The following is a 25,201-nucleotide window of genomic DNA, read 5'->3' on the forward strand; positions in this document are numbered from 1 at the left end:
GGCGAATCTCAATGCGGCAGATAAACCGTCAGGGTCTGGCCGGGCTTGAGTGCTGCACCGGTGCGGGGGTTCCAGCGCTTGAGATGTTGCATCTCGACGTTAAAGCGCTTGGCAACCAGGTACATCGAGTCGCCTTTCTGGATTTTGTATTGCATGGATTTTTTGTCAGCTTCCTTGGCATCGGGCTTGACCTTGGTGTTGGCGCTGGCGACTACCGTGCTTCTGGCTTTGGTCTTGTCTTCCATGACCAGCGTCTGACCGACTTTCAGACCTTGGCCGGATAGCTTGTTCCAGTGCTGCAAATCCTTGACGTCGACCTTGTTCGCCTTGGCGATCATGGTCAGGTTTTCGCCGGGTTTGACCTTATAGCTGCGGCTGCGAAGCGGCTTGTCGTTGCGGGCCACTTCTTCGAAAACCGGTTGCGCAGGGCTCATGCCGGGCTGGGTCGGAATCGTCAGGGCCTGACCGACGCGCAGGTTGTTGCCGGCAATCTTGTTGCTGCTCTTCAACGAACTGACCGAAACCTGATAACGGCTGGCGAGACTGGCGAGGGTATCGCCGGGACGCACGCGGTATTGCTGCCAGTCGACCAGTTCCTGAGGCTTCATGGTCGACAGGCTGGCGGTCAACAGCTGCGCCTTGGAAGTCGGCACCAGCAAGTGCTGCGGGCCGTCAACGGTCATGCGCTTCTTGAAGGCCGGGTTGAGCTGGAACAATTCGTCTTCGTCGATGTTGGCCAGCGCGGCGACCTTGGACAGGTCCATGCGCTGGTTCAGTTCAACGACTTCAAAATAGGGGCGATTGGCAATCGGGTTCAGGTTCACGCCGTAAGCTTCAGGTGCCAGAACAACCTGGGACAGCGCCAGCAGCTTGGGCACGTAATCCTTGGTTTCCTGCGGCAGGGGCAGGTTCCAGTAATCCGTTGGCAGGTTCAGTTTGTCGTTGCGTTCGATGGCGCGGCTGACCGTGCCTTCGCCAGCGTTGTAGGCAGCCAGGGCCAGCAGCCAGTCGCCGTTGAACATATCGTGCAGCTTGCTCAGGTAATCCAGTGCTGCAACGGTCGAAGCCTGAACATCACGGCGGCCATCGTAAAAGCTGGTCTGACGCAGGTTGAAATAACGACCGGTGGACGGGATGAACTGCCACAGGCCGACCGCACTGCTGCGGGACACGGCCATCGGGTTGTAGGCGCTTTCGATCACTGGCAGCAGGGCCAGTTCCAGCGGCATGTTGCGCTCTTCAAGGCGCTCGACGATGTAGTGCATGTACAGGCTGCCGCGCTCGCCGGCGTTCTCGAGGAACGATGGGTTGTTGGCAAACCAGAGGCGCTGTTGATCGATTCGCGGGTTCAGGTCGTTGCCCTGTTGCAACTGAAAGCCCTGACGCATCCGCTCCCAGACGTCTTGCGCTGGCGCAAGTGGCGTTGGTTTGTGGCTGAGAAAAATCGGTTTTGGCTTGATCCCCGCGGCCAGGGTCGGCGCGCGATGGGTACTGCTGGGCTCGATATGGCTGGTGGTTTGACAGCCCGCAAGCGTAGCGCTCACGGCAACAGCGATAGCCTGAGCCAACCGGGTCAATGCGTCTGAATTGAGGGTTCTGCTTATAGGTGACGACATTGGCTGGGGGGTAGTTCCAGGCGAAAATGTCGGGCGATTCTAGGAACAGCCCTGCCAATGGTCAACCATTCAGAATTTTGTTACTGATTTGCGGGTTGTTTAGAACTTATCTTTCCAAGCGCGCAATGCAGCAAAAACCGCGCTCGGCGACGGATTAGAGGCGCCGGTCCGTTCGTCCGCTTTTTCTTTAACAGATGTTTCATGGGTGCGGATAAAGGGGTTGGTCAGGCGTTCCAGGGCTAGATTTGAAGGCAGGCTGATGCGGTTCTCGCTACGCCACTGGCTGACCTGGGCAAGCCGCTCGGCGATGTCGGTGTTGTGCGGTTCCACGGCCTGGGCAAAGCGCAGATTGCTCAAGGTGTATTCGTGAGTGCAGTACACCAGCGTGCTGTCCGGGAGTTCGGTCAGGCGGTCAAGGGAGTGATGCATTTGTTCCGGCGTGCCTTCGAACAACCGTCCGCAGCCCGCCGCGAACAACGTGTCACCGCAGAACAGCAGAGGCGCTGGAGTCTGCCCATGGTAGAAGGCAATGTGGCCGAGGGTATGGCCAGGCACCGCATAGACATCGAAGTCCAGTCCGAGGACGTCTATCCGATCGTTATCGACAAGCGCCACGTCGCGTGCCGGGATGTTTTCCGCCGCAGGGCCAAGGACTCTGGCTCCGGTGACCTGCTTGAGCTGGGCAACGCCACCTACGTGGTCGTGGTGATGGTGGGTGACCAGAATGTCAGTGAGTTGCCAGTCGGGATGCTGTTCCAGCCAGCTCAGTACCGGCGCCGCATCGCCCGGATCGACCACGGCACAGCGTTTGCTGGAAGGATCTTGTAACAACCAGATGTAGTTGTCAGTGAAAGCGGGCAGGGCATCGATCTGTATCATGGCGCAGTTCGCTTAGCGGGAAACAATGGTGCATCTTAGAGTCTGATTACGTTCGAGGCGAGCATCCCCTCAGGAGAACTGAAATGACCGATGAAGCTTTCGCCCAGGCTGATCCTGAGTGGCTGGCGCTGATCAGTTCGGCGCGTGAGTGGTTGTCCGGGCCGTTGGGCCAATTGTTGCTGCAGGAAGAGCGTCGCGTACTCGAAGACGAGTTGGGGCGTTATTTTGGCGGCTATCTGGTGCATTACGGGCCGTCTGCCGAGACGCCGCCCGCTGCCGAGCAGGTGCAGCGCAACGTTCGCCTTGGCGCGCCACTGCCGGGAGTCGAGATCGTGTGTGAAGAGCAGGCCTGGCCGCTCAGCGAGCATGCGGCTGACGTGGTGGTGTTGCAGCACGGCCTGGATTTCTGTCTGTCGCCCCATGGCCTGTTGCGCGAAGCCGCCAGCAGTGTGCGCCCCGGCGGTCATCTGCTGATTATCGGCATCAACCCCTGGAGCGCCTGGGGATTGCGCCACGCGTTCGCCCAGGATGCACTGCGCAAGGCGCGTTGCATTTCCCCGTCGCGAGTCGCCGACTGGCTTAATCTGCTGGGCTTCGCACTGGAGAAACGCCGCTTCGGATGCTATCGTCCGCCGCTTGCTTCGGCAGCCTGGCAAGCACGTTTGTCTGGCCTTGAACGGCTTGGCGGCGGATGGCAAAGCCCCGGCGGCGGCTTCTATTTATTAGTGGCGCGAAAGATGGTGGTGGGGCTGCGGCCCGTGCGCCAGACCCGCCGTGAACCCTTGGGCAAGCTCATTCCGCTGCCCATGGCGAAAGTGAATCGTCGCAGTACCGAACCCTAGGCTGTGCTGAAGCCCACTATTTTCCGGATAAAGTTGTAATGAGCGAAAGCGTTGAGATCTTCACCGATGGTGCCTGCAAAGGTAATCCCGGCCCCGGTGGCTGGGGCGCACTGCTGGTGTGCAAGGGCGTCGAAAAGGAGCTGTGGGGCGGCGAAGCCAACACCACCAATAACCGCATGGAACTGACGGGCGCGATTCGCGGCCTCGAGGAACTCAAGCGCTCCTGCGACGTGACCCTGGTGACCGACTCGCAGTACGTCATGAAAGGCATTACCGAGTGGATGGTCAACTGGAAGAAGCGCGGCTGGAAGACCGCAGCCAAGGAGCCGGTGAAAAACGCCGACCTCTGGAAATTACTCGATGAACAAGTCAATCGACACACAGTGACCTGGCAATGGGTGCGCGGACACATTGGCCATTACGGCAACGAGCGTGCCGACCAGCTGGCCAATCGTGGCGTCGACGAAGTGAGAGGCATCAAACATGCGTAGTGTTGTACTCGACACCGAAACCACCGGCATGCCGGTGACCGATGGTCACCGGGTTATCGAGATCGGTTGCGTCGAACTGATTGGCCGTCGTCTGACTGGCAGGCATTTCCACGTTTACCTGCAACCGGATCGCGAAAGCGACGAAGGCGCGATCGGCGTCCACGGCATCACCAATGAGTTTCTGGTGGGCAAGCCGCGTTTCGGCGAAGTGGCCGATGAGTTCTTTGAATTCATCAAGGGCGCGCAGCTGATCATCCACAACGCCGCGTTTGACATCGGTTTCATCAACAATGAATTCGCCCTGATCGGTCAGACCGACAAGGCCGATATCACCCAGCATTGCACGGTGCTTGACACCCTGCTGATGGCCCGTGAACGCCATCCAGGCCAGCGCAACAGCCTGGACGCCTTGTGCAAACGCTATGGCGTCGACAACTCCGGTCGTGAATTGCACGGCGCCTTGCTCGACTCCGAGATTCTGGCTGACGTCTACCTGACCATGACCGGCGGCCAGACCAGCCTGTCGCTGGCCGGCAATGCCACGGACGGTAATGGCTCCGGCGAAGGTTCGGGCAATAACGCCAGCGAGATTCGTCGTTTGCCGGCCGATCGCGCGCGTTGCCGCGTCATCCGCGCCAGCGAAAGCGAACTGGCCGAGCACGATGTGCGCATGGCGGCTATCGCCAAATCGGCCGGCGCGCCGGCGTTATGGGTGCAGTTGCAGGAAGCTCGGGACCAGGCGTCAGCGTGATTCTTTCATCCAGCGTAGCGATGTGATGACCTTGCCAAACTCCGCACTGAGCATTCGGGTGGCAGACGAATGCTTCGAGGATTACATCCTCAACAGCGAATTCACCTTCACCGTCAGCGGTTTTGCGTTGGCGCAGGTAGGGCAGAGCGTCGAGCGCTGGGAGATTGAACCGGTCGAGCCTTATTCCAAGAATTACGGCATTGATTCCCAGGAGTTCTGCGATTATCGAGACGCAGCGGACAGCACCGTGTTGGTTGCGTGGCTGGATGATCGAGCGGTAGGGCATGTGGTGCTGAGCACGCACTGGAACGGCTTTGCCCATATAGACGAACTGGCGGTTGATGCGTCCGCACGTCGTAACGGGGTTGCCCGGGCGCTGCTGGATGTCGCGCAGTTCTGGAGTCGCAAACAGGATTTGCCGGGGATCATGCTGGAAACCCAGAACAACAATCTGGCTGCCTGCAAGTTGTACGAACGCTGCGGGTTCGTTGTCGGCGGGGTCGATCACATGCGTTATCGCGGCATTGACCCGCACACCCGGGAAGCAGCGATATTCTGGTACTTGCTGTTCGACGAGGCTGTTAACAAAAACAAGCCGCGTTCAGCCTGAACAGCCGCTTGCGCTCACGATAAGACGAAGCGATCAAGCGACCCCAGGCCGAGTATTACTTGGTACGGGTCATCTCTACACCGGACTGAAGCAACTGGAAGACATCTCCGCCCAAATGTTTGACCCGATCACCGATTGCCAGGCGATAGGTTGATACAGGCTCCGTGCCGTCAGCCGCGGAGGGCTGTGATTCCTGGAACTCATGCACGGAGTAGACGCGGCCTTCGGCGTCCCTTGCATGAAATTGTCCGACGAGAACTGAAGCCATTTGCTTTGTAACCTCTGAAGATAACCGCTCATTTACTGCTGCATGCTAACACCGCGCGCCGATAATCTGCGCTGGCTTGTAAGCCGAGTCGCAAGAAAGGTTTATAGCGTTGGCACTCGAGCCTTGTAGACCGCTGTTTTAGCAGGGAGTTTTCCTGCTGAAAAAAAATATTTCCAGCGGCGGTTTCCCGGGATGCGCCGCCATCTGGCAAAAAATATTGGCACATCCAAACAAGTTAAAGCCGGTTTTAATCCCTGACTTCATCTATAACTAATGGCTCTTTGAATTCGCAAAAGGAAATCTCCATGAGTCAGGTTTATTCGGTCGCCGTTGTGGTGGGCAGTTTGCGTGCGGACTCCATTAACCGAAAAGTTGCGCTGGCGCTCGCTGCGCTGGCTCCGGCGAATCTGCAGTTGAAGATTGTCGAGATCGGCGATCTGCCGCTGTACAACGAAGACATCGATACTGCGACGTCCACGCCTGAGTCTTACGCTGCGTTCCGCCAGCAGATCGCCGCGGCCGATGCGGTCCTGTTCGTCACGCCGGAATACAACCGCTCGGTGCCCGGCGTCTTGAAAAACGCTATCGACGTCGGCTCCCGGCCGTACGGCAAGAGCGCCTGGAGTGGCAAGCCAGGTGCTGTCATCAGCGCTTCGCCAGGCGCTATCGGCGGTTTTGGTGCCAACCACCACTTGCGCCAGTCCCTGGTGTTCCTCAACGTTCCTTGCCTGCAACAGCCGGAAGCCTACCTGGGCAACGCGGGCACGTTTTTCGACGCGGCCGGAACGCTGTCCGAGCAGACCAAACCCTTCCTGCAAACCTTCATCAATGCCTACGCGGCATGGGTTGAGCAGAACAAAAAAGCCTGAAATCCAGTTGCGCTGCCGCACGATAGACCGCTGCTTTATGTAGCGCAGCCCACCTGAATCTTGCCGATAAGCTCCTTTGTTTCAGCCTGTGCCTGGTCAGAAATGGCACAGGCCGGTTTCAGACAAGGAGACTTATCATGTCAGCTTTACCCGCGCCTTATTTTCATCCCGGCCCACTCAGGGCGAGATTCGCTCGCGACGTTTCGGACGCTTTCCTCAACGAACGGATCGATGTCCAGGAGCACCGCTGGCTGGAGAGACTGTTCAGCCCATCCCTGGTTGTCGAGGGCGCGTCAGTCCTGGATTTCCCCCGTCTGGATCAGTTGATAACCGAAGACGGGGTGCCGACGACGGCCGAGATGACCGGCGCATTGCTGATCAGCCACAGGTCCGGGAATGATCAACGGGTTTACCTCAGCACTTTACTGTATGGCCTTGAGCGATTTGATAATCGCAGGCAGCTGCAGAGTCGTTTAGGCGAACTGTTTTCCGCTCTGGCAGACAGTCGACCGGCGTATGAGTACCAGCGGGTCGATGACATGTTGTTCAACCCGCGAATGCTGGCAATCATTGATCAGCAGGCCGATCACCTTCGATCATTAACTCGACACCTGCGGCAGATTCCCTGTTTGCGTACCTCGATGCGTCACGCGCTGGAGCAACAGCTCGCCGACGCGTTTGCCGGGACGTCGATCAGCGCAACGAGCAACACGCTGGTGCAGGTCATCAAGATGGGAGCGCACCGCACCGACGGTGTCTCAACTCCCACTGTCGTCAACGTGCAAATCCTACTGGATGTGATGACGCAAGTGTTGACCGGCCATACGTTGCCAGCCGGACAGAGCAGGGCATTCCTTGATTCCAGCGGCCAGCCTGTTGAGGCGGCGCATGCGTTGCTCTATGAAAAGGCGATAGCGGATGCCGCGCGGAATTTGAAAGACAGCTACGAAGCATTGTTCGGCAACTACATGCGCAAGTCGCGCGTTGAAGGCTTGACCGCCAGGGAGCGTATCGCAGGTGCGCTGGCTGAAACCTTGCGTCAGCACCTGTTGGCCCAGCGGCAGGACGGCTCACTGAGCATTGACGAATTTCGCCCGTTGGCAGCGCTGCTGCACCCGAGCGCGAAGCGTTCAGAAACCGACAATACGCCGCGGGTGCAAAAGCTTTGCGTTGTCGGGACCGATCAGTCCCTGCTGAAGCTGGTCAGCCCACTGCTGGTTGATTTCGGTGCCGAAGGGCCGCCGAACCTCATGCTCTACTCACCGCTCAAGGGGCTGCGTCGTTTTTCGACGCTAGGGGCAATCAGCGATCATTTTTCCACCGATCAAGGCCGCGCTGAACTGCGGCGTTACCTGTCTCTGGACGACCTTGTCCTGCTGTCCGCCAGAGGTCCGTTGCGCTTGCAGGCTTACCCTATGGAGCACGCCTTTGCAGACGAGCGAGTCGACGCGGTCCTCGCTTTGCAGCAACGGAATCTGAGGTTTGTCCTGAGTAAACCATTGCCGGATATTCTCGAAGCCGATGCAATGATCGACGATGCGCTGGACATCCGTCAGTTGATCGACTGTCGATTGCTGCGCGCCGAGGCTGGCGGACGATGGTCCGACGACGATTCGGCCTTCGTCGACAAGTGGCCGTCGATCTTTCCTGCTCATACCGTCCCGAATCTCCCTGCACTTGTTCCCGTTCCGGCAACAGTCGAGACAACGGTCACTGAGACGCCTGTCGCCGCTACCTGGCTTGAACAGTTGGGTGCGCTGGAAAATCAGGTGCAGCTGTTGGCTGACCTTGATCCTGATATCGAAACCTGTGTTCGTCAGGCCTTGAACGAATATCTGGCGGTACTGCTCGCAGCGCCTGTCGACGCTGCACATGTCTGGGTGCAATGGGCGGGCGGACCGGCAGCCGGTGCCGCCATCGGATCGAACGTGGCAACTTCGACGCTCCAGCGTTTCAAGCTGACTGATCTTTTGCTGGAACGACTGAGCGGGCGCCGGCCAGCGCCGTTGCCCGACAGCAGCGTGGCGCTTGTCGAACTCATCCAGGGGCAGCCGGATTCACTGGATCAATTGTGTCCGGCAATTATCAACCATGTGCTCGAACGCATCGAAACCGGCTTCATCGACGGTTACCTGCAACGCCTCAGCGACCTGGACTCTCGATCCGTGCGCAGGGCTGGCCAGCAGTTCGATACCCGCGCGCTGGCGGACCGGATCTACTGGCATCTCTTGCGCTTGAGTGGCGATGTTGAAGATCGTCTGGACGGACTCACTCAGCCGCAGTTGACGATGCTGCAACAGGTTCTGAATTACCCGGAGCGCTCATTGCGTGACCAGTTCGGCGATGCGCAGACGCAAATCTATTTGATGTCGTTGCACCATGACCCGGCACTGCCTGCAGTGGCGATGGCTGACGCCTTCCTGTTGCGGCGGCCGGCCCGTCCCGAGGAAGGTGTGGTGTTCTGGTCTGCTATCGGGGGATTGCGAAAAGGAGCGACTGCTGCCCTCGTCGAATCGAGACTTAATCTCGGTCTGGCAAGAGCCGAAACACGGGAAAAGTGGCTCGGGCTATTTGCCGAAAAAGACAGGGCGCTGATTCGGGGCTATTTGCAACGGCCGCTGAAATCACCGTTAACCCTGAAACTCAATCCAGTGGATGGCCATTTCCTTCGAGCCTTGCAGCAACGCAGACTTGATCGCCTGCAAAGCGATGTCAGCCAGGGTTGGCAAAACGCGAAAAAATCTCGAATGCCGGCTTCGCTACTGATCAGTTTTCTAGACCGGATCCAAGCGGATCAGCGCAGGTTGCCGACCCTTGATTCGCTGACCATAACTGTGCAGGTCATACTGTTTCAGGCTCAGCTGCCTGAGTGGCTCAAAAACGCAACTGATTCCGACATGCTTGCCTTGGGTAATATGCTGCGGCGTGATGCCCGAAACAGTGATCCGGCAAAAGATTTCCTGGCGGGTATCCCCGCACTCAGTGCGTTCGCCCACGAATCACTGCGTCACCGGCTCAAAGCTGACTTCCCTGAACAAAACCTCGACCCGGACAACATCTCTATCACTGTCACCCAGTACGTGCCGGCACTGGTGCCACTGGGGGAAACGCCGTCGTCGCTAGCCGCAGCCACGATCGTCAACCGGGAAACACTGACCGAGTACGCGCTCAATCATTTCTCGCAAATACAAAGCGCGACGCTTTCGGTGGTTTTACCGGCGGCTATCGCTCCTGCCGATCGGCTGACCGCCGGCTATTTCCAGACGCTGGTGCGCGATCTCGACGTCGGCGAGCAGTATCAGGCGCTGCTCGCAAGTACTCTGGACCAGAACAACGAAGAATATGCGCTTCGTCGACAGCGTTTCATCGCACAAGCGCCGTCGCGCATGCTCGTGGCGGCACTGGTGATGAAGCTGAGCGGGCAACTGAGCGACACGGCTTATGACTATCTGAAAAGCCTGTTGGACATGCCGGACAGCGTTGCCCGGCAACCCGTCCATGGGCAGGACATTATCTTGCGGCCGCTGCTGTTGATTCCTGCAGCCGATATGCCGGCGGATGCGGCGGCCGGGATGTTTCTGATTGGCCCTCGGGACGTCACTCAGGGCCCGATTATCCTGCACGCGTTATTCAGTGATCCTTACGCGTTCAAGGAGTACGCCGATCAATCGGCATTGTTGACGGATTTGCGACAGTCGTCGGCGTTACAGGAGCTGGTGCTGAATCGGGTCGGTCCGCAATTGCGCACTCGTTACGACAACGGCGGCTTTAGCGAAGCGCACATTCCCTTTGATACCGAGGGATTGTTTGCTGTGCCGTTCGAGGGCAGGGGGCCAGTGGAACTGGCGGATATGCCGCAAAGCGGTAACGTGCTGCGGTTCCTGTTCGAGGAGACTCTCTGGAGCATCAAAGACATCAGCAAGAAGCAGTCGGTGACAACTGCTCAGGCCGACTGGCGCTCATTTGTTCACCTCATGTCCCTTGCTGCGGACCAGTTGCTGTCGTTTGTGCCTGGCAAGATTGGCTTCATGGTCGCCGCCTGGCAAAGCCAGTTGTTGTTCAAAGGCTCTGTGGAGGCGGTCTACGAGCGCAATTGGGGCAAGGCGGCATCCGAGTTTTCTGCGGCATTGGGCATGTTGGTCTCGTCTCGGCATTCGCTGGAGGAGGTCCAGACCGAGGACATCATCGACAGCGATCCGGCGCCCAACGCTCCGGCGTTTCCGGAATTCACGTGGCGTAATTCCCGGCTGACTCCCGAGCTGCTGGCCCGCTTGCAAGCGTTCGAGGCGCGAGACATCGTGCTGGAGGAGCTGCCAAAAGACCCGTTGTACAATCTGTACCGGCATCCGGTTACCGGGAAGCTGTATGCGGCGGTCGCGGGTCAGGTCTATCAGGTCGAAACCGACTCGAACGCGTGGTTTATCGTCGGGGAACAGGGCAACGGACCCAGGATCAAGCTCAACGAGCGCCAGCAATGGGAGCTCGATATCGACTGGGGCTTGCGCGGCGGCGGCAGCATGCTGACGAGCCTGAAGGTCATCAGGACGGATTTCGTCGTCGATGAAGCCATCGTCATCGAAGCCCGCGGGATCAAGGAAATTCGCCGCCTCTATCGCAATCGGGTGGTGATGATCGATGAGGCCCGTCGCCATGCCATTCGGTATGCCGAGGATTGCCTCTTGAACCTCACGCCGGTCCAGCCTGAGGGAGACCTGAGGGTTGAAGTGCGGCAGATGATCATGGATTTCTTTGGGGTGCAAAGCCCCAGCCCGGAGTTGCTCGCAGCGATACACACGATTGTGACTGATCTCTACCTGGGCATCAGTGACGCCTCGCTGTCCACGTTTTCGTCCATCCGCTACGTCACGGGGTCCAACAAGCCAGGGGTCGAGTCAACCCAGGCGTTTATTTTCAGAAGCGATCCGCTGCGCCGTATCTACCTGACCGAGCGTTTTTTCGAGACGCCGCCGTTTCGACTTAAACCCCAGGGAGGGATGCATGGAAGTTTCAATGTTGGCGCCCATTATCGAGCAGCCTCGTTGCTCCATGAGGTGTCGCACCTGGTCAACGATACGCATGACATCGCCTACGTCGAATCAAGCGCGCCCTTCGTTGATTTGCTCGCCGACCCGCTCTCGCCGGAGGACACATTCAGGGAAGACCTTGAGTTTCTTCGGACGCGGACCTTGTCGCATCTGGCTGATCCCGTGCACTTGTTTGTCAGGTATGACAGATCACTCTGGCGTGATCTCAACGACTGGGACGGCGCTGGTAAACAGGCTGTGCTGCGCATAACCGGGAAAGAGACACTGGAGCAGGCGCGCAACGTATTCCTCAATGATGCCCAGAAGCGCAGCGAGATCATCCTCAACAACGCCGACTCGGTGACCTGGCTAGTCATGAACCTTGGGCGCAGACGTTTTAGCTGAAAACGTCCCTCCGTTGCTCCCGGCTTGCGCTTACCCGCACTGCTTTATGTATGGAACGTCTGCCGGGGGGCATGGATAAACTTCCTGTTTTTTGTTCAGACCCTGCGCTGCCAAGGGCGCAGGGTCTTTTCATAAGGAGCTTGTCATGCCATTGGCATCCATCAACTATTTCTCCAGCGACGCGCTCCGGGCGAACTACGTCGCAGATCTGGACCGCGCGCTGGCTCTGGCGCAAATCGATTCACGGCAGCATCAATGGCTCGGCAGGCTGGCCGAACCTGCGCAACCCGCTCAAAGCGTTGACGGTCCACGCGTCGATCGATTGGTCATCGATAACGGCGCAGTTCCTGCTGCGGAGCTGGCGGCCACGCTGCTGTTGAGTGACCACACGTCCCGCGACCACACCCTATTCCTGCACACCCAGCTCAACGGACTGGAGCGGTTCCCCAGCCGCGAGCAGTTGGTCCGAATGCTCAATGCTCGTTTCAGGTTGCCACATACGGCTGTACTCCCATGGGAATATGAATCGGTCGAAGGTGATCCTTTTGAGCGGCGCATGCACGCCATCATCCACCAGCACGGACAAAGCCTGGAGGTTTTCGCGACCCACCTGGTGATGCTGCCTTCGCTGCATGTGGCGGTGGGCTGCGCGTTGCAGGATTGCCTTGAGCGCGCGCTGCCGGACACGACAGTGAATGTGTTCAACCATCTGCTGCAAATCGTTCAGGTTGCAGGGCTCTCCGGTGTTGCTACCCATCCTCTGGTATTGGGGACGCAGTCCCTGGCCGAGGCTGCAATGGATGCGTATGTCCAGAAACCTGCCGAGCCTGCTGTGCAGAGACGATTCCTGGACACCATGGGTCGGGTGCTGACCACGCTTGAGGCGCAGCCGTTTGTGGATGCGCTTACAGAGGTTCGCGGGGCGACCAAGGATTGTTTCGAGGAACTGCTGGAGAACTTCTGGCTCAGCCCGGTTAGCGGTGGCGGTACCCGGCGCGACTTCGGGACGCGACTGTTGGCGGACAGTTTTCGCCATCATTTGTTGAGCAGTCTGCAGGCCGGGAGTATTTCCAGGGATGAATGGGTTCACTTGCGCCGATTGCATCCCGAGTCCGGCACCGACGGGAGCGCAGAACAACCTGCGACGGCCAGACTTTCCGTATCGATTGCAGGCGCGGAGCCGGTGAAGCTGGCGGGCGTAATCCTGATCGATGTGACTGCGGAGGGATTGTCCGGCCTGCTGTTGTTTTCAGCCAGGCATGGGCTGCGCCGTTTCGCTGGCCTCGGGCAGGTAATCGAGCATTTGACATCGACGGCTGGCCGGACGGAGATGCTGCAATATACATCGCTCAATGACCACGCATTGCTGCACGCGCAGGGCCAATTGCAACTGCGCCTGGACCCGATTGAGCGACGGCTGTTCAGCGATGCAATGGACTCGATCATCGCCTGGCAGAAACGCAATCTGGCGTACGCCATCGACCTGCCTTGCAGTCAGGCCAACAAGGCTGCGGTGGTGATCGACGATGCGTTGGATGTTCGTCACTTGCTCAATCCAGGGCTTGTTTCCCCAGATAGTTCCGGCCGCTGGGGCGACAAAGCAATTGCTCCCGGACACGCGAGCCAACCGGTTGCGGTGCGCGCCGACTCCTTCGGACCGGACGCTATTGGTGGTGCCGTGGCTGTGGACACCTGGCAGAACTATCTCAATGCCGTTGAGCAGCAAATCGATCGAACCGGCGGCCTATATCCCGGTGCTGCTGATTGCGCACGCCATGTTCTGAACCGTTATCTGTCGATCTTTACCACGCTGAAACCTGACGCTCGTGATCTCTGGGTACAGCCCGTCGGTGAACCTCCGGTAAACATGCTGAATCTGCTGCTGGAGAAAGTAACCGGCCATTTCACTGGGCAATTGCCGGACCATTGCCAGGTATTCAGCGCAGCTTCTGCAGCCGCAGAACAACTCCCGCAGACGGCACTGACAGCCGGCATACTGGCGCACATTCTGGATCTGGCCGATATCGGGTTTCGGCAAGCTCTGACCTGGCAGGCGCGACACGCTCGCAATGGCCAGCTGCGCGATCTGGACACCCGGTTGCTGCCCAGCCAAGCGGGCAGCAGAATGCGCGGTAACCTGCTGCGCCTTGCCTTGCGCGTGGAAAAACGCTTTGGCGACTTGAGTGCCAGATCGTTGGGCATGTTCGAGCAGGTTCTGGACCGACCGACCTTGAGCCTGCGCGCCCACTGGGGCGACGCCATTGCCGAGGTGTACACGCTGCATGTCGGGTATCAACCGGAGGCGCGCACAGCCGTCATGACCAACGCGTTCGTCCTGCGTCAGCCACTGGACGCTGAGGGCAAACTGCTGCTGTGCTCGCCGCCTGTCGGCTTGCGAGAGCACCCAACGCGATCCGATCTGGAAGCGCTGATCCAGCAGAGACTGGCTGATCCCGCGACCCGCTCGGAGTGGCTGGACTGCTTCAGTTCACCGGCCAGGCAGCGGCTCCAGGCTCATTTGCAGCAATCCTTGCCGATCACCGTCGGACTGGAGCGCATTGACGAACACTTTATCGAGCATCTCCAGGATGCAGAGCTGGACCGGCAGATCAAGGAAGTCGAAGCCGCCTGTGACGATGCCGTGCGCTGGCAGGCGGACGCTGCTCTGACAGGCGCGCTGATCCGCACGGCAAATGCCAGTGACCAGCTGCGCGGGTTGAAGGACGCGCTGGCATATGCCGTTGAGGTCTCGCTGTTCACGGCAGTTTTGCCAAACTGGATAAACCGCGCCAGTGTCGAGGATCTTTTAACGCTCAGTACGCTGTTGGTCAGTGCTTACATAGTGCAAGGCGCCGATCAGGACTTCATGTTTGATATCCCGAGTCTGGAGACACATGCCTATGAGCTGCTAAGCGCTCGGCTGGAGAAGGATTTCGCCGGGCAGTCCCTCGATCCGAACCGGATTCTGATCAGCCTGACCCATTACCTCATCGCGCCATCGCTGCTCGGCGAGATTCCGTCCTCGGTGCCTGCGGCCACTCAGGTCCACACGCAAACGCTCACCAATTTTGCGATCACCCGTTTCGGCGGCGCACAGAACGCAACACTGAGCGTCGCCCCGGAAGAGGGGTATACGGTGTCGCAAATACCTGACGCCGCTTACGTGAGGGAGCTGGTAAAAGACCTTGATGTCGGCGCCAGCTATCAGGCGCTGCTGCACCAGAAACTCAACGTGCACGATCCGGAGTATCTCAAGCGTGTGAATTTATTCGCGGTTTGCATGCCGTCATTGCTGATCCTGGCGGCCTTTGAACTCAAGCTGCAGAAGGTTTTTTCCGAGGAAGCGCTAGGCTTTGTTCACGCGATTGTGGAAATGCCCGATGGCCTGGCGCGGCTGCCCGTGAAAGGTAAGCAGATTTTACTCAGCCCCCTGCAACTGGTCGCAGAGCCGGGGGGCGCACCGGATGTGGTGACCGGCCTGTATATAATCACTGCGCCGGGCGGGCCGTGGATCCTGTATTCGGTTCTGGTGAACAACGTGCAGTTTTCGGAGTACGCCAGCGAAGCTGCGTTACTGGCTGCCATCCAGCACTCCAGCGATTTGCAATCGTTGATACTGGGACGTCTCGATCCACAGGTCAGGCAAGTTTATGACAATGGCGGATTCATCGAGCCGCACCTGCCCTGGAGTACGGAAGGGTTCATGGATACGCCGATATTTGCTCCGGCAGCGCCGCGCATTCTGCTTGAGCCGGTACGCGGCAACGCTTTGAACTGTTTGTTCGAAGGCTTGAAGGCGGTGCTGATTCTCACCGCGCGGCAGACGAGCCTTACTACGGTGCAATACAACCAGCAGGCGTATCGGTTTCTGATGACCCTGGGCAGCGAGCAGACTCTGGCTCTGTTGCCGGGTCGGCTTGGCATGCTGATCGGGGCCTGGCAAAGCCAGTCATGGCTCAAAGCCTCTGCGGGAGACCTGACCGAGCGTCATTGGGGCAAGGCGCTTTCCGAATTTTCCACCGCCTTGGCCCTTTTGATTGCGTCGCGCCAGGATCCGAAAGACCGAGAGGAACAGGCGGTTGAGGAGCCAGCTGTCGAGGAACCTGTTATCCAGACACCGTCTTCGTCCTTTGTGGATTTTTCCTGGGGCAATCACAAGCTGACCCCTGAGCTGCGCAATCGGCTCCGGCGCCTTGAGGCACAAAACATTGCCCTGAGCGAGTTGACGAAAGATGAGCTGTTCAACGTGTACCGCAGTCGCAATACGCCCAATGAGTATGCGGCAGTCGACGGCAAGGTTTATCAGATACGTTTCACTGCGGGTGGCTACCGTATCGTCAAGGACCAGATCCTGGGTCCGTGGATACGAACCGACAAGGACCGCAACTGGACACTTGATCTGCGCGGTGGGCTCAAGGGTGGCGGCGGTGTGCTGTCCCGGGTTGAAGTGTTGCCCCTTGAAGATCAACTGAATGAGGTCATGATTGTAGAGGCCCGTGGTTTACCGGAAATCAGGCGGCTATTTCCAGACAGAGCCAGACGAATAGCCGAGGCTCATCAGGGGGTCCGGCATTTATTGCAGACTGCGCGCAGCAATCTGTTGCCGAAGTTTTCCACCGGGAAAATCCCCTCGGCAACCCAAAAGATAGTGGCCGATTTCTTTGCGGTGAAGACCCCCAGCGATCGGCTGATCGCCTTGATCATCCTGAAAATTACTGAACTTCAGGAGGTGTTGCTGGATCAGTCGCTCTCGCCGTTCTCCTCCGAGCGGTTTGTCGTCGGCACCAACAAGCGGGGGCATCAGGACGCTACTGCGTTCACCTACAGCGCGGACGTGCATAAACGAATCTTTCTCACCGAACGGTACTTTCGCGGCAAGACCTACCGCCTCAAGCCTCCGCCCAGCGGTCAGAATGGATTCGACGTTCAGGCGCACTTTCGGGCCACCACGCTGCTCCACGAACTGTCGCATATCGCCAACGACAGCCATGACATCGCTTATGTGGAAGCCACTGCGCCGTATCTGGATCTGATCTTCGACATTGGTGACTATTACCAAAGCGCGAAGAAGCGCTTTGAGGGTTATCAGCAGCGCTGTCTGTCGTTCGATACGCCTCGGGAGGAGTTGTTCAAGGACACGACCAGCGACGAACTCCCGAGGGATCTGAAAACCAGCGATGGAGACGCCAAACTCACCATTCTGAACATCACCGGCAAGAAAACACTGGAAGAGGCCCGGGATGTTTTCTATGCCGATGCTGACAAGCGCATCGACATCATGTTGAGCAATGCCGACTCGATCACCTTGCTGGGGCGCGAGCGATTCAACGCTCCCACGACGTGATTGCCGCCGATGTGAAATGACGAGATTCGGTAGGACCGGACATGTCCGGGAAGCGTTGGCGCAGACGCGGGATTGGATCAGGCATAAATGATGGGCCAATCCGACGTCATCGGGGACAAGTCCCCTCCTACCGGATCACCGTTGTGACGAGACGTCATACCGAATCATCGTTGTGACGAGATTCGGTAGGACCGGACTTGTCCGGGAAGCTTTGGCGCAGACGCCGGATTGGATCAGGCATAAATGATGCTGGCCAATCCGACGTCATCGGGGACAAGTCCCCTCCTACCGGATCATCGCTGTGACGAGTCATACCGGATCATCTTTGTGATCGCTCTAAACCAGGTAATGCTTGAGTTCCCGAGCGATCACCAGGCGCTGGATTTCGCTTGATCCTTCATAAATCTGGGTAATCCGCGCATCCCGGTAGTAACGCTCTACCGGGTAATCTTCCAGGTAGCCGTAGCCGCCGTGAATCTGGATCGCCTTGGAGCAGACCCATTCGGCCATTTCCGAGGCGAACAGCTTGGCCTGGGAAGCTTCCGACAGGCACGGTTTGCCTGCGCTGCGCAGTCGCGCCGCGTGGAGGATCAACAAGCGCGTGGCGTTGATGCGGGTGTGCATGTCGGCGAGCATGTTGGACACGCTCTGGTGCTCGATGATCGGCTTGTCGAACTGCACCCGTTCCCGGGCATATTCCAGCGCAGCTTCGAACGCGGCGCGAGCAATCCCCAAGGCTTGGGCGGCGATACCGATGCGTCCGCCTTCCAGGTTCGACAACGCGATGGCCAGGCCCTTGCCGCGCTCGCCGAGCAGATTGGCGGCCGGAATTCGGCAGTCGTTCAGCGTCACGGCGCAGGTATCCGACGCACGAATGCCCATTTTGTGCTCGGTGCGATCCACCACAAAACCGGGGGTGTCGGTGGGTACCAGAAACGCCGACAAGCCTTTCTTGCCCAGCTCTGGATCGGTCACGGCGAAGACGATAGCCAGTTGTGCGCGCTTGCCGTTACTGACGAACTGCTTGGCACCGTTGAGAATCCACTGGCCATCGCGCAACTCGGCGCGGGTGCGCAGGTTATGGGCTTCGGACCCTGCATGAGGTTCGGTCAAACAGAAACAGCCGATGGCGCGACCGCTGGCCAGCTTCGCCAGCCAGGTGTGTTTCTGTTCTTCGCTGCCGTAATTGAGGACGGGGCCGCAGCCCACCGAACTGTGCACGCTCATCAAGGTGCCGGTGGCTGCATCCCCCGCAGAGATTTCCTCCACGGCCAGGGCGTAGGCCACGTAATCGATGTAGGTGCCGCCCCATTCTTCCGGAACCACCATACCCAGCAGGCCGAGGTCGCCCAGTTTGCTGACCAGCGCGTCATCGATCCAGCCGGCCTTTTCCCAGGCCTGGGCATGGGGCGCGATTTCATTGCGGGCAAAGTCCCGCGCCATGTCGCGGATCATGACTTGTTCTTCACTCAGTTCAATATCGTGCATGACTCAGTTCTCCTGGCCGTTGAAGAATCCGTGTACCTGCTCGGCGTTCAAGGCCTGCACGCTTGGCGGATTCCATTGTGGCTTCTTGTCTTTATCAATGATCAGGGCGCGGACGCCTTCGATGAGATCGCCACGTTCAAACCATTGGCGATCCAGGTGCAACTCCATGGCAAAGCATTTTTCCAGGGAAAGATGCCGGCCACGGCGCAGCATTTCCAGGGTCACGGCCATGGCCAGCGGCGAGCGAGTCTCCATCAGCGTTGCCGTGGTCAAGGCCCAGGGGTGACTGTCGGCGACGGTCACTTCGCGCAGTTGTTCGATGATGCTCGGGATATCGGGCAGGGCGAAGAAGTGATCGATGGCCGGACGCAGCTTCTCCAACGGCGGATCAGCCAGAAGCTGGCTCGCCAGCCCGGCCATGACGCCCTGCAGATCCTTGAGCGCGCTGGTGTGCCACGGCATCTGGTCGAGTTGTTGATCCAGTTCGGCGAGCGCATCGCTGTGCAGATACCAGTCGGCCAGGCCGCAATACAAGGCGTCGGCGGCCGCGATTTGTACGCCAGTGACGCCCAGGTAAGTACCCAGTGCGCCAGGGATTCGCGACAGGAAATGACTGCCGCCCACGTCAGGAAAATAACCGATGGCCACTTCCGGCATACCCAGCCGACTGCGTTCAGTCACCACCCGCAGGTCAGCGCCTTGCACCAGGCCCATGCCGCCGCCCAGGACGAAACCGTCCATCAGCGCCAGCACCGGTTTGGGGTAATGGTGAAGGGTCAGATCCAGCGCGTACTCTTCAACGAAGAAGTCCTGATGCAAGGTCTGACCGCTTTTAAAACTGTCATACAGCGAGCGAATGTCGCCACCGGCACAGAACGCCTTGTCACCGGCGCCACGCAGGACCACGGCGTACACCGAATCATCTTCGGCCCAGCTGTCGAGCTGACGTTGCAGGCCGCGCACCATGTTCAGGTCAATGGCGTTGAGGCCGGCCGGGCGATTGAGGGTCAGATGCCCGATATGGTTGCGGGCCTCGGCCAGCACGGTCTCCTGGGGGAAATCCTGCTGGTCAGGTACGCCAGTTACAACCTGTACAGTCATCTGCAAACTCCCTGTTCATTGTTGTTTTGGGTTCAGATTTTAGCGCAGGCTGTCAGAGTAATGACCGCCGATGCTACCAGTGCAAATTTGCAAAGCACAATCGGCATTCCTGCAAGACGCCAAGGCATTCATGCATGGGCCGATAGCGCGTGTCAGTCTTCGGTGCCCGGATCGGCCGGTACTTCACCGTCCCGGCTGGTATCGATGCTGACCACCACCGACATGCCTGGTCGCAGATGTTCGGCAAGCGGCTGATTGGGCTCGACGATGATGCGCACCGGAATCCGCTGGGCAATCTTGACGAAGTTACCCGTGGCATTGTCCGCCGGCAGCAGGCTGAACTCCGAGCCGGTGGCGGGGGCGATACGTTGCACGCGACCGTTCATCTTCTGGTGATTCAGGGCGTCGACACTGAACGTCACCGGCTGACCGAGACGTACGTCGGCCATCTGGGTTTCCTTCATGTTGGCAATGATCCACAGCCTGTTCGGTACCAGCGCCATCAATTGCGCACCAGAATTCACATAGGCACCCAGGCGCACGCCAATCTGCCCAAGCTGCCCGTCCCGGGGCGCGAGAATGCGCGTGTTGGTCAGGTCGATACGCGCCAGTTCAATGGCGGCTTCGGCATTGGCCACCGAGGCCTCCAGCGAACCGCGATTGACGATCACGGTTTGCAGGTCTTCCCGGGCGATCTCAAGGACGGCTCTGGCCTCGGCGGTTGCGGCGGTCGCCTGAGCGTCGGCGGCCCGGGCAACATCCAGTTCGCTTTTCGATATGGAACCGTCGGTCACCAACGCCTGGCTGCGACGCAGGTCCGCCGAGGCCTTGCGACCTTGCGCGATGCTGCTTTCCAGTGCGGCCTTGCGTTGCACGATAGTCGCTTCTGCGCTGCGGCGCTGTTGCAGGTTATTGGCGAGTGCGGCTTTCTGGATGCCCAGCTGCGCCACCGCCTGATCCAGATGCTGGCGATAGATTCGGTCATCGAGCCGCACCAGCAAGTCGCCCTGCTTGACGAACTGGAAGTCCTGGACCGGCACTTCGTAGACGTAACCGCTCAGCTGCGGACCGATGATCGTGGTCTGGCCGCGCACCAGAGCATTCTCGGTGCTTTCTATCGGACTGCCGAACGGTGGCAGTTGCCAGGCGTACAGCACAATCAGAATACCGATCAGTGCAATGCTGCCGAAAATTACCGAGGAGACGATTCGGGTGCGCAGTGAACGTGGCTGGCTGGTTGCGGGTGCCGGCGCTGGAGGGGGCGGTGCGGAAGACGCGGGGGCCGGGTTGGCAGGCGTCGGCGTGGTCGGTTCGGTCATGAAGAGGTGGCGCCACTGGAAGTTACGGAAGTCGAAGCCACCGGCGTGGGAGACGCGGGTGTAATCGGTTGAGTCGTCATTTTCAGCCAGATCCCGCGTATCGAGATCCAGATCATGGTCAACACCGCAATCACTGCGATGAGCATGAACACATCGTTATAGGCCAGTACGTTGGCTTCCCGGGTGGCGGCGGTCGCAATAGCGCGAATGCCTTGATTGGTACGCGTCGAAGGATCGGCGATAGCGCCAGCATAGCTGGCGCTGGAGCTTTGCAGGCGTGCCTGCACCTGCGGATTGATCAGGGTCAGATGCTCCACGAGGACACTTGAGTGAAATTTCTCCCGTACGATCTGAAAAGTGCCCAGCGCGGCCGAGCCGATCAGGCCGCCAATGTTCTGGGTAATCCCGAACAGCACGGAGAAACTCACCATGTTGCGCGGATTGGCAATGACCCCGCTGACCCCCAGCACCAACGTTGGCCCGAGAAAAAAGGTTCCGCCGAACGCCAGCAGGAACTGGCTGACGTACATGTTCGATTGACGGGTCAGGTTGGTCGCGCCGCTGTCCATCCACGCGCCGGTCGCCATCATCGCCAGAGAAATAATCAGCGGCGTGATCAGGTGCGCCGGGTTGATCGTCCAGGCGCTGACCGCCAGGCCCGCGACGCTGCCGAACAACATCACCGCGTAGAGCGTGTGTAACTGTTCGGAACCCATGTTCAAGGCCTGAAGAAAACCTACCGCGCCAATGGACTGTTCCGACAGCACCACGCGAAACAGGATGACCGCCAGCGCCAGGCGCAGGATCTTTCCACTGCCCAGCCAGCGGGTGATCAGCAAAGGATTGCGCCGATTATGCTCAATGGCCAATCCCGCCATGATCAGCGCGATGGAGGCCGCTGACGCAACGCCGATCCAGGTTTGTTCCAGCCACCAGTCGATACGCCCCAGCGACAGCACCGCGCAGAGCAAGGCGAAGCCGGTGGAAAGCAGGCCAAAAGTGAGGAAGTCGAGTTTTTCGAACGCCTTGAAACGATCACCCGGCGGTAATTTCAGCAGCAGTACGCAGCCCAGTGAAAGCAGGGCCATGCCCAGTTCAAACAAATACAAGCCGCGCCACTCGGCAATTTGCAGCAGATCTTCCGAGACCAGCCGCGCCATCGGTACTGCCAGCTGCGCCGTTCCCAGCCCGAGCACCAGGGCTTTCAATCGCCATTTGGTCGGGAACGCCTGGATCATGTAATACAGGCCCAGCGTGGAAAGCGCTGCGCCAACCATGCCGTGCGCAGCCCTTACGGCAATCGCCGAGTTGATGTCGTTGACGAATAGATGGCCGAATGTCACCAAGGCATACAGCACCAGGAACACTTCGGTGAAGGCCCGCAGGCCGAATTGCTGACGAAACTTCACCAGCAGCAGGTTCATCGACACATTGGTCATGACGTACGCAGCGGGCAGCCAGGCAATCTCGGCAGTCGTCGCCGCGAGTGAGCCTTGCAGATACGGCAGATTGGCAACCACCAAGGCGTTGCCCAGGCCGCCGGTCAGCGCAACAATGACGCCTACCAGCGCAAATGCCCAACGCTTGCCGGTCGAATGCAGCGGCGTGGACGGCGAACCCGGCAGGGTAGGGCGCTCATGGGGCGCCCAGTCACGGGGCGCATACTTATTGCTCATGAATCAGCACAGCCTTGTGGGATCGGTCGCACATCGAATAGGTAAGAGCCGACTTGCTCACGCTTGGCCAGCAAGTTGGCTCCTACAATAAGCCCGTCGAAAGGGGAAAGTATTCAAATGATTGTGTGTTCCGATCCACAGTGCCGGTAAACGTTCCCTTTGGGCAGCGTCCCCGTTCGGATATACGGATTGAACATTCCGTGCTTATCGCACCTCAAACTCCCTGCCGCCGCTCATAAAGAAACGCTCGACGCCGCATTACCTGAACAAACGGGTCGCGGCCACGCCGGAGATGAACACCGATGATCAGCCCCTCACGCGAGCCACGCCAACCCCCTGTTGCCAATGAACTGCTCAAACGCTATCAAAGCGTACGCAGCCGCACGCAAAATCTGGCGGCGCCACTCAGCGCTGAAGACATGGTGGTGCAGTCGATGCCGGACGCCAGCCCGGCCAAATGGCACATGGCGCACACGACCTGGTTTTTCGAAACCTTCCTGCTTAGCGAGAACCTCCCAGGGTATTCGGCGTTCGATCCGACGTTCGGCTATCTCTTCAATTCCTATTACGAAGCCGTCGGTCCGCGCCACCCGCGCCCGCAGCGGGGGTTGATGACGCGGCCCGGCATTGATCAAGTGCTGGCTTATCGCAATTATGTCGATCAGCACATGAACACGCTGCTGCAAAGCGCCTTGCCGGAAGAACTCAACAGCCTGATCGAACTGGGCCTGGCCCATGAAGAACAACATCAGGAATTGTTGTTGATGGACATCCTGCACCTGTTCAGCACCTCCTCACTCAAGCCTGCTTACGATCCCGGCTGGCCCAAGGATGCTGGCGGGCGGCGCGGTCAGTACAAGCCACTTAAGGGCGGTCTGACCGAAATCGGCCATCAAGGCGCGCAGTTCGCCTTCGATAACGAAGGCCCGCGCCACACCACGTACCTGCAATCTTTCGAAATCAGCGATCGCCTGGTCACCAATGGCGAATGGCTGGTTTTCATGAAGGCGGGCGGCTACAGCCAGGCGGGCTTGTGGCTGTCGGAAGGCTGGACCGTGGTGCAGGAAAACGCCTGGAACGCGCCGCTCTATTGGCTGCACGACGAAACCCACGGCTGGCGGCGCATGAGTCTGCGTGGGCTGGAAGCGATCGAGCGCGATGCGCCGGTGACGCATATCAGTTACTACGAAGCTGCCGCCTATGCCCATTGGGCTGACGCGCGCTTGCCCACTGAGGCTGAATGGGAGGCTGCGGCGATAGCGGGGCTGTTGGAACAAGTCGATGATGTCGCCTGGCAGTGGACGCAAAGTGCCTACAGCGCCTATCCCGGATTCCGCCCGGCAGCCAGCGCGGTGGGCGAATACAACGGCAAGTTCATGATCAGCCAGATGGTCTTGCGCGGTGGCGCCAGCGTCACTTCGCCCAACCATTCCCGGGCCACTTATCGCAACTTCTTTCATCCAGAAAAGCGCTGGGTCGTTTCCGGCCTGCGCCTGGCCCGTGACAGTCGTCAGCCGGGAGTGGTCAATCCACATGACAGCGAATTTGCCCGCGATGTTATTGCCGGGCTGTCCTCGCCCGCGAAAAACCTCTCGCCGAAGTATTTCTACGATGCAGCCGGTTCAGAGTTGTTCGAAGCCATTTGCCATACTGCCGAATATTACCCGACCCGCGCTGAAACCCGCCTGCTGACCGATGTGGCTGCACAAATGGCTGCGTCAATTCCACAGGGCGCAGCATTGGTCGAGTTTGGCAGTGGCGCCAGCGAAAAGACCTGTTTGTTGCTGGACGCTGCGCCGCACATTGCGGTCTATGTGCCGATTGATATCAGCGCCAATGCCCTGAACAAGGCTGCGCATCAGCTTCACGAGAAATACCCGCACCTGACCGTGGCGCCGCAAATCGATGACTTCACCCGCGCCATGAAGCTACCGCGTGCTGCGGACGGCCTGACCAGGGTAGGATTCTTTCCCGGCTCGACCATCGGCAACTTCACCCCGGAGCAAGCCGTGAAATTCCTGCGCTCGGCGAAGACGTTGCTGGGGGAAAACGCCCACTTCATCGTCGGTGTCGATCTGGTCAAGGATGCCGCCACACTGGTTGCAGCCTATGACGACGCCCAAGGTGTCACGGCACGCTTCAACAAAAACCTGCTGACCCGCATCAATCGCGAGTTGGACGGCACGTTCCGGGTTGACGCCTTCGATCATCTGGCCCTGTGGAATGCTCAGGACCAACGCATGGAAATGCATCTGGTCAGCCGCGTCGAGCAAACCGCGACGGTTGCCGGCCAGGCCTTCCACTTCAGCCCCGGCGAACGCTTGCACACGGAAAACTCCCACAAGTTCACCGTCGAGGCATTCACCGCGCTGGCCGAGCAAGCGGGCTGGACCGTGAGCGAACAATGGATCAGCGAGGCGCCGCAAGTGGCGTTGTTCAACCTGAAGGCGTGAGGTAAACGGGCAAACAAAAGCCGGCGTGATAAGCGCCGGCTTTTTTATGCACAGTGTCCTCTCCC

General features: G+C 59.1%; 15 protein-coding genes. 8 read left to right on the forward strand and 7 right to left on the reverse strand.

Going from position 1 to position 25,201, the window contains the following annotated elements:
- Window positions 1-8: 8 nt before the first annotated feature.
- Both AFK24_RS12200 and gloB read right to left on the reverse strand, forming a co-directional pair.
- Entirely contained in the window at window positions 9-1,616 is a 1,608-nt protein-coding gene (locus AFK24_RS12200) for a lytic transglycosylase domain-containing protein (protein WP_065833472.1), read from the reverse strand.
- A 99-nt stretch (window positions 1,617-1,715) separates the two neighbouring features.
- Window positions 1,716-2,495, reverse strand: coding sequence for a hydroxyacylglutathione hydrolase (gloB, locus tag AFK24_RS12205; protein ID WP_065833473.1), 780 nt, complete (start codon window positions 2,493-2,495; stop codon window positions 1,716-1,718).
- A gap of 83 nt (window positions 2,496-2,578) precedes the next feature.
- Here gloB and AFK24_RS12210 point away from each other — a divergent pair, with 83 nt between their 5' ends.
- The 4 genes from AFK24_RS12210 to AFK24_RS12225 are packed head-to-tail and all read left to right on the forward strand — an operon-like array spanning window position 2,579 to window position 5,189.
- Complete coding sequence (locus tag AFK24_RS12210) at window positions 2,579-3,337, forward strand: methyltransferase domain-containing protein (protein WP_065833474.1); 759 nt, start codon at window positions 2,579-2,581, stop codon at window positions 3,335-3,337.
- A gap of 38 nt (window positions 3,338-3,375) precedes the next feature.
- A complete protein-coding gene (rnhA, locus tag AFK24_RS12215) occupies window positions 3,376-3,828 on the forward strand; it encodes a ribonuclease HI (RefSeq protein WP_020288766.1) in 453 nt (150 codons plus the stop codon).
- Window positions 3,821-4,579 carry a DNA polymerase III subunit epsilon gene (gene dnaQ / locus AFK24_RS12220; RefSeq protein WP_065833475.1) on the forward strand — a complete coding sequence of 253 codons (759 nt, stop codon included), beginning with the start codon at window positions 3,821-3,823 and terminating at the stop codon, window positions 4,577-4,579. Before rnhA ends, dnaQ begins: the two co-directional genes overlap by 8 nt.
- 25 nt (window positions 4,580-4,604) lie before the next feature.
- The gene (locus AFK24_RS12225) at window positions 4,605-5,189 is read left to right on the forward strand and encodes a GNAT family N-acetyltransferase (protein ID WP_065833476.1); all 585 of its coding nucleotides are present in this window, start codon (window positions 4,605-4,607) and stop codon (window positions 5,187-5,189) included.
- A gap of 55 nt (window positions 5,190-5,244) precedes the next feature.
- Here the strand turns inward: AFK24_RS12225 and AFK24_RS12230 are convergent, their stop codons facing one another.
- Entirely contained in the window at window positions 5,245-5,457 is a 213-nt protein-coding gene (locus AFK24_RS12230; protein ID WP_065833477.1) for a hypothetical protein, read from the reverse strand.
- A gap of 305 nt (window positions 5,458-5,762) precedes the next feature.
- Here AFK24_RS12230 and AFK24_RS12235 point away from each other — a divergent pair, with 305 nt between their 5' ends.
- From AFK24_RS12235 to AFK24_RS12245, 3 genes are all read left to right on the forward strand, one after another.
- Window positions 5,763-6,326 (forward strand): NADPH-dependent FMN reductase, encoded by a 564-nt coding sequence (locus AFK24_RS12235; RefSeq protein ID WP_065833478.1) that lies wholly within the window; start codon window positions 5,763-5,765, stop codon window positions 6,324-6,326.
- Between the two features lie 137 nt (window positions 6,327-6,463).
- Window positions 6,464-11,755, forward strand: coding sequence for a dermonecrotic toxin domain-containing protein (locus tag AFK24_RS12240; protein WP_065833479.1), 5,292 nt, complete (start codon window positions 6,464-6,466; stop codon window positions 11,753-11,755).
- A 145-nt stretch (window positions 11,756-11,900) separates the two neighbouring features.
- Entirely contained in the window at window positions 11,901-17,099 is a 5,199-nt protein-coding gene (locus tag AFK24_RS12245) for a dermonecrotic toxin domain-containing protein (protein ID WP_065833480.1), read from the forward strand.
- A 336-nt stretch (window positions 17,100-17,435) separates the two neighbouring features.
- Here the strand turns inward: AFK24_RS12245 and AFK24_RS12250 are convergent, their stop codons facing one another.
- From AFK24_RS12250 to AFK24_RS12265, 4 genes are all read right to left on the reverse strand, one after another.
- Window positions 17,436-18,587, reverse strand: a complete 1,152-nt coding sequence (locus AFK24_RS12250) for an acyl-CoA dehydrogenase family protein (protein WP_065833481.1) — start codon at window positions 18,585-18,587, stop codon at window positions 17,436-17,438.
- Window positions 18,588-18,590: 3 nt separating this feature from the next.
- On the reverse strand, window positions 18,591-19,688 hold the full coding sequence (locus AFK24_RS12255) for an enoyl-CoA hydratase/isomerase family protein (RefSeq protein WP_065833482.1): 1,098 nt from the start codon (window positions 19,686-19,688) through the stop codon (window positions 18,591-18,593).
- A 152-nt stretch (window positions 19,689-19,840) separates the two neighbouring features.
- Entirely contained in the window at window positions 19,841-21,007 is a 1,167-nt protein-coding gene (locus AFK24_RS12260; RefSeq protein ID WP_065833483.1) for an HlyD family secretion protein, read from the reverse strand.
- A complete protein-coding gene (locus AFK24_RS12265; RefSeq protein WP_065833484.1) occupies window positions 21,004-22,683 on the reverse strand; it encodes an MFS transporter in 1,680 nt (559 codons plus the stop codon). Before AFK24_RS12265 ends, AFK24_RS12260 begins: the two co-directional genes overlap by 4 nt.
- Window positions 22,684-22,985: 302 nt before the next feature.
- On the opposite strand from AFK24_RS12265, the gene egtB reads away from it, so the two are divergent.
- Complete coding sequence (gene egtB / locus AFK24_RS12270; protein WP_065833485.1) at window positions 22,986-25,136, forward strand: ergothioneine biosynthesis protein EgtB; 2,151 nt, start codon at window positions 22,986-22,988, stop codon at window positions 25,134-25,136.
- Window positions 25,137-25,201: the final 65 nt, after the last annotated feature.

The sequence above is a fragment of the Pseudomonas syringae genome (assembly GCF_001698815.1).
GTDB classification, from domain to species: Bacteria; Pseudomonadota; Gammaproteobacteria; order Pseudomonadales; family Pseudomonadaceae; genus Aquipseudomonas; species Aquipseudomonas syringae_A.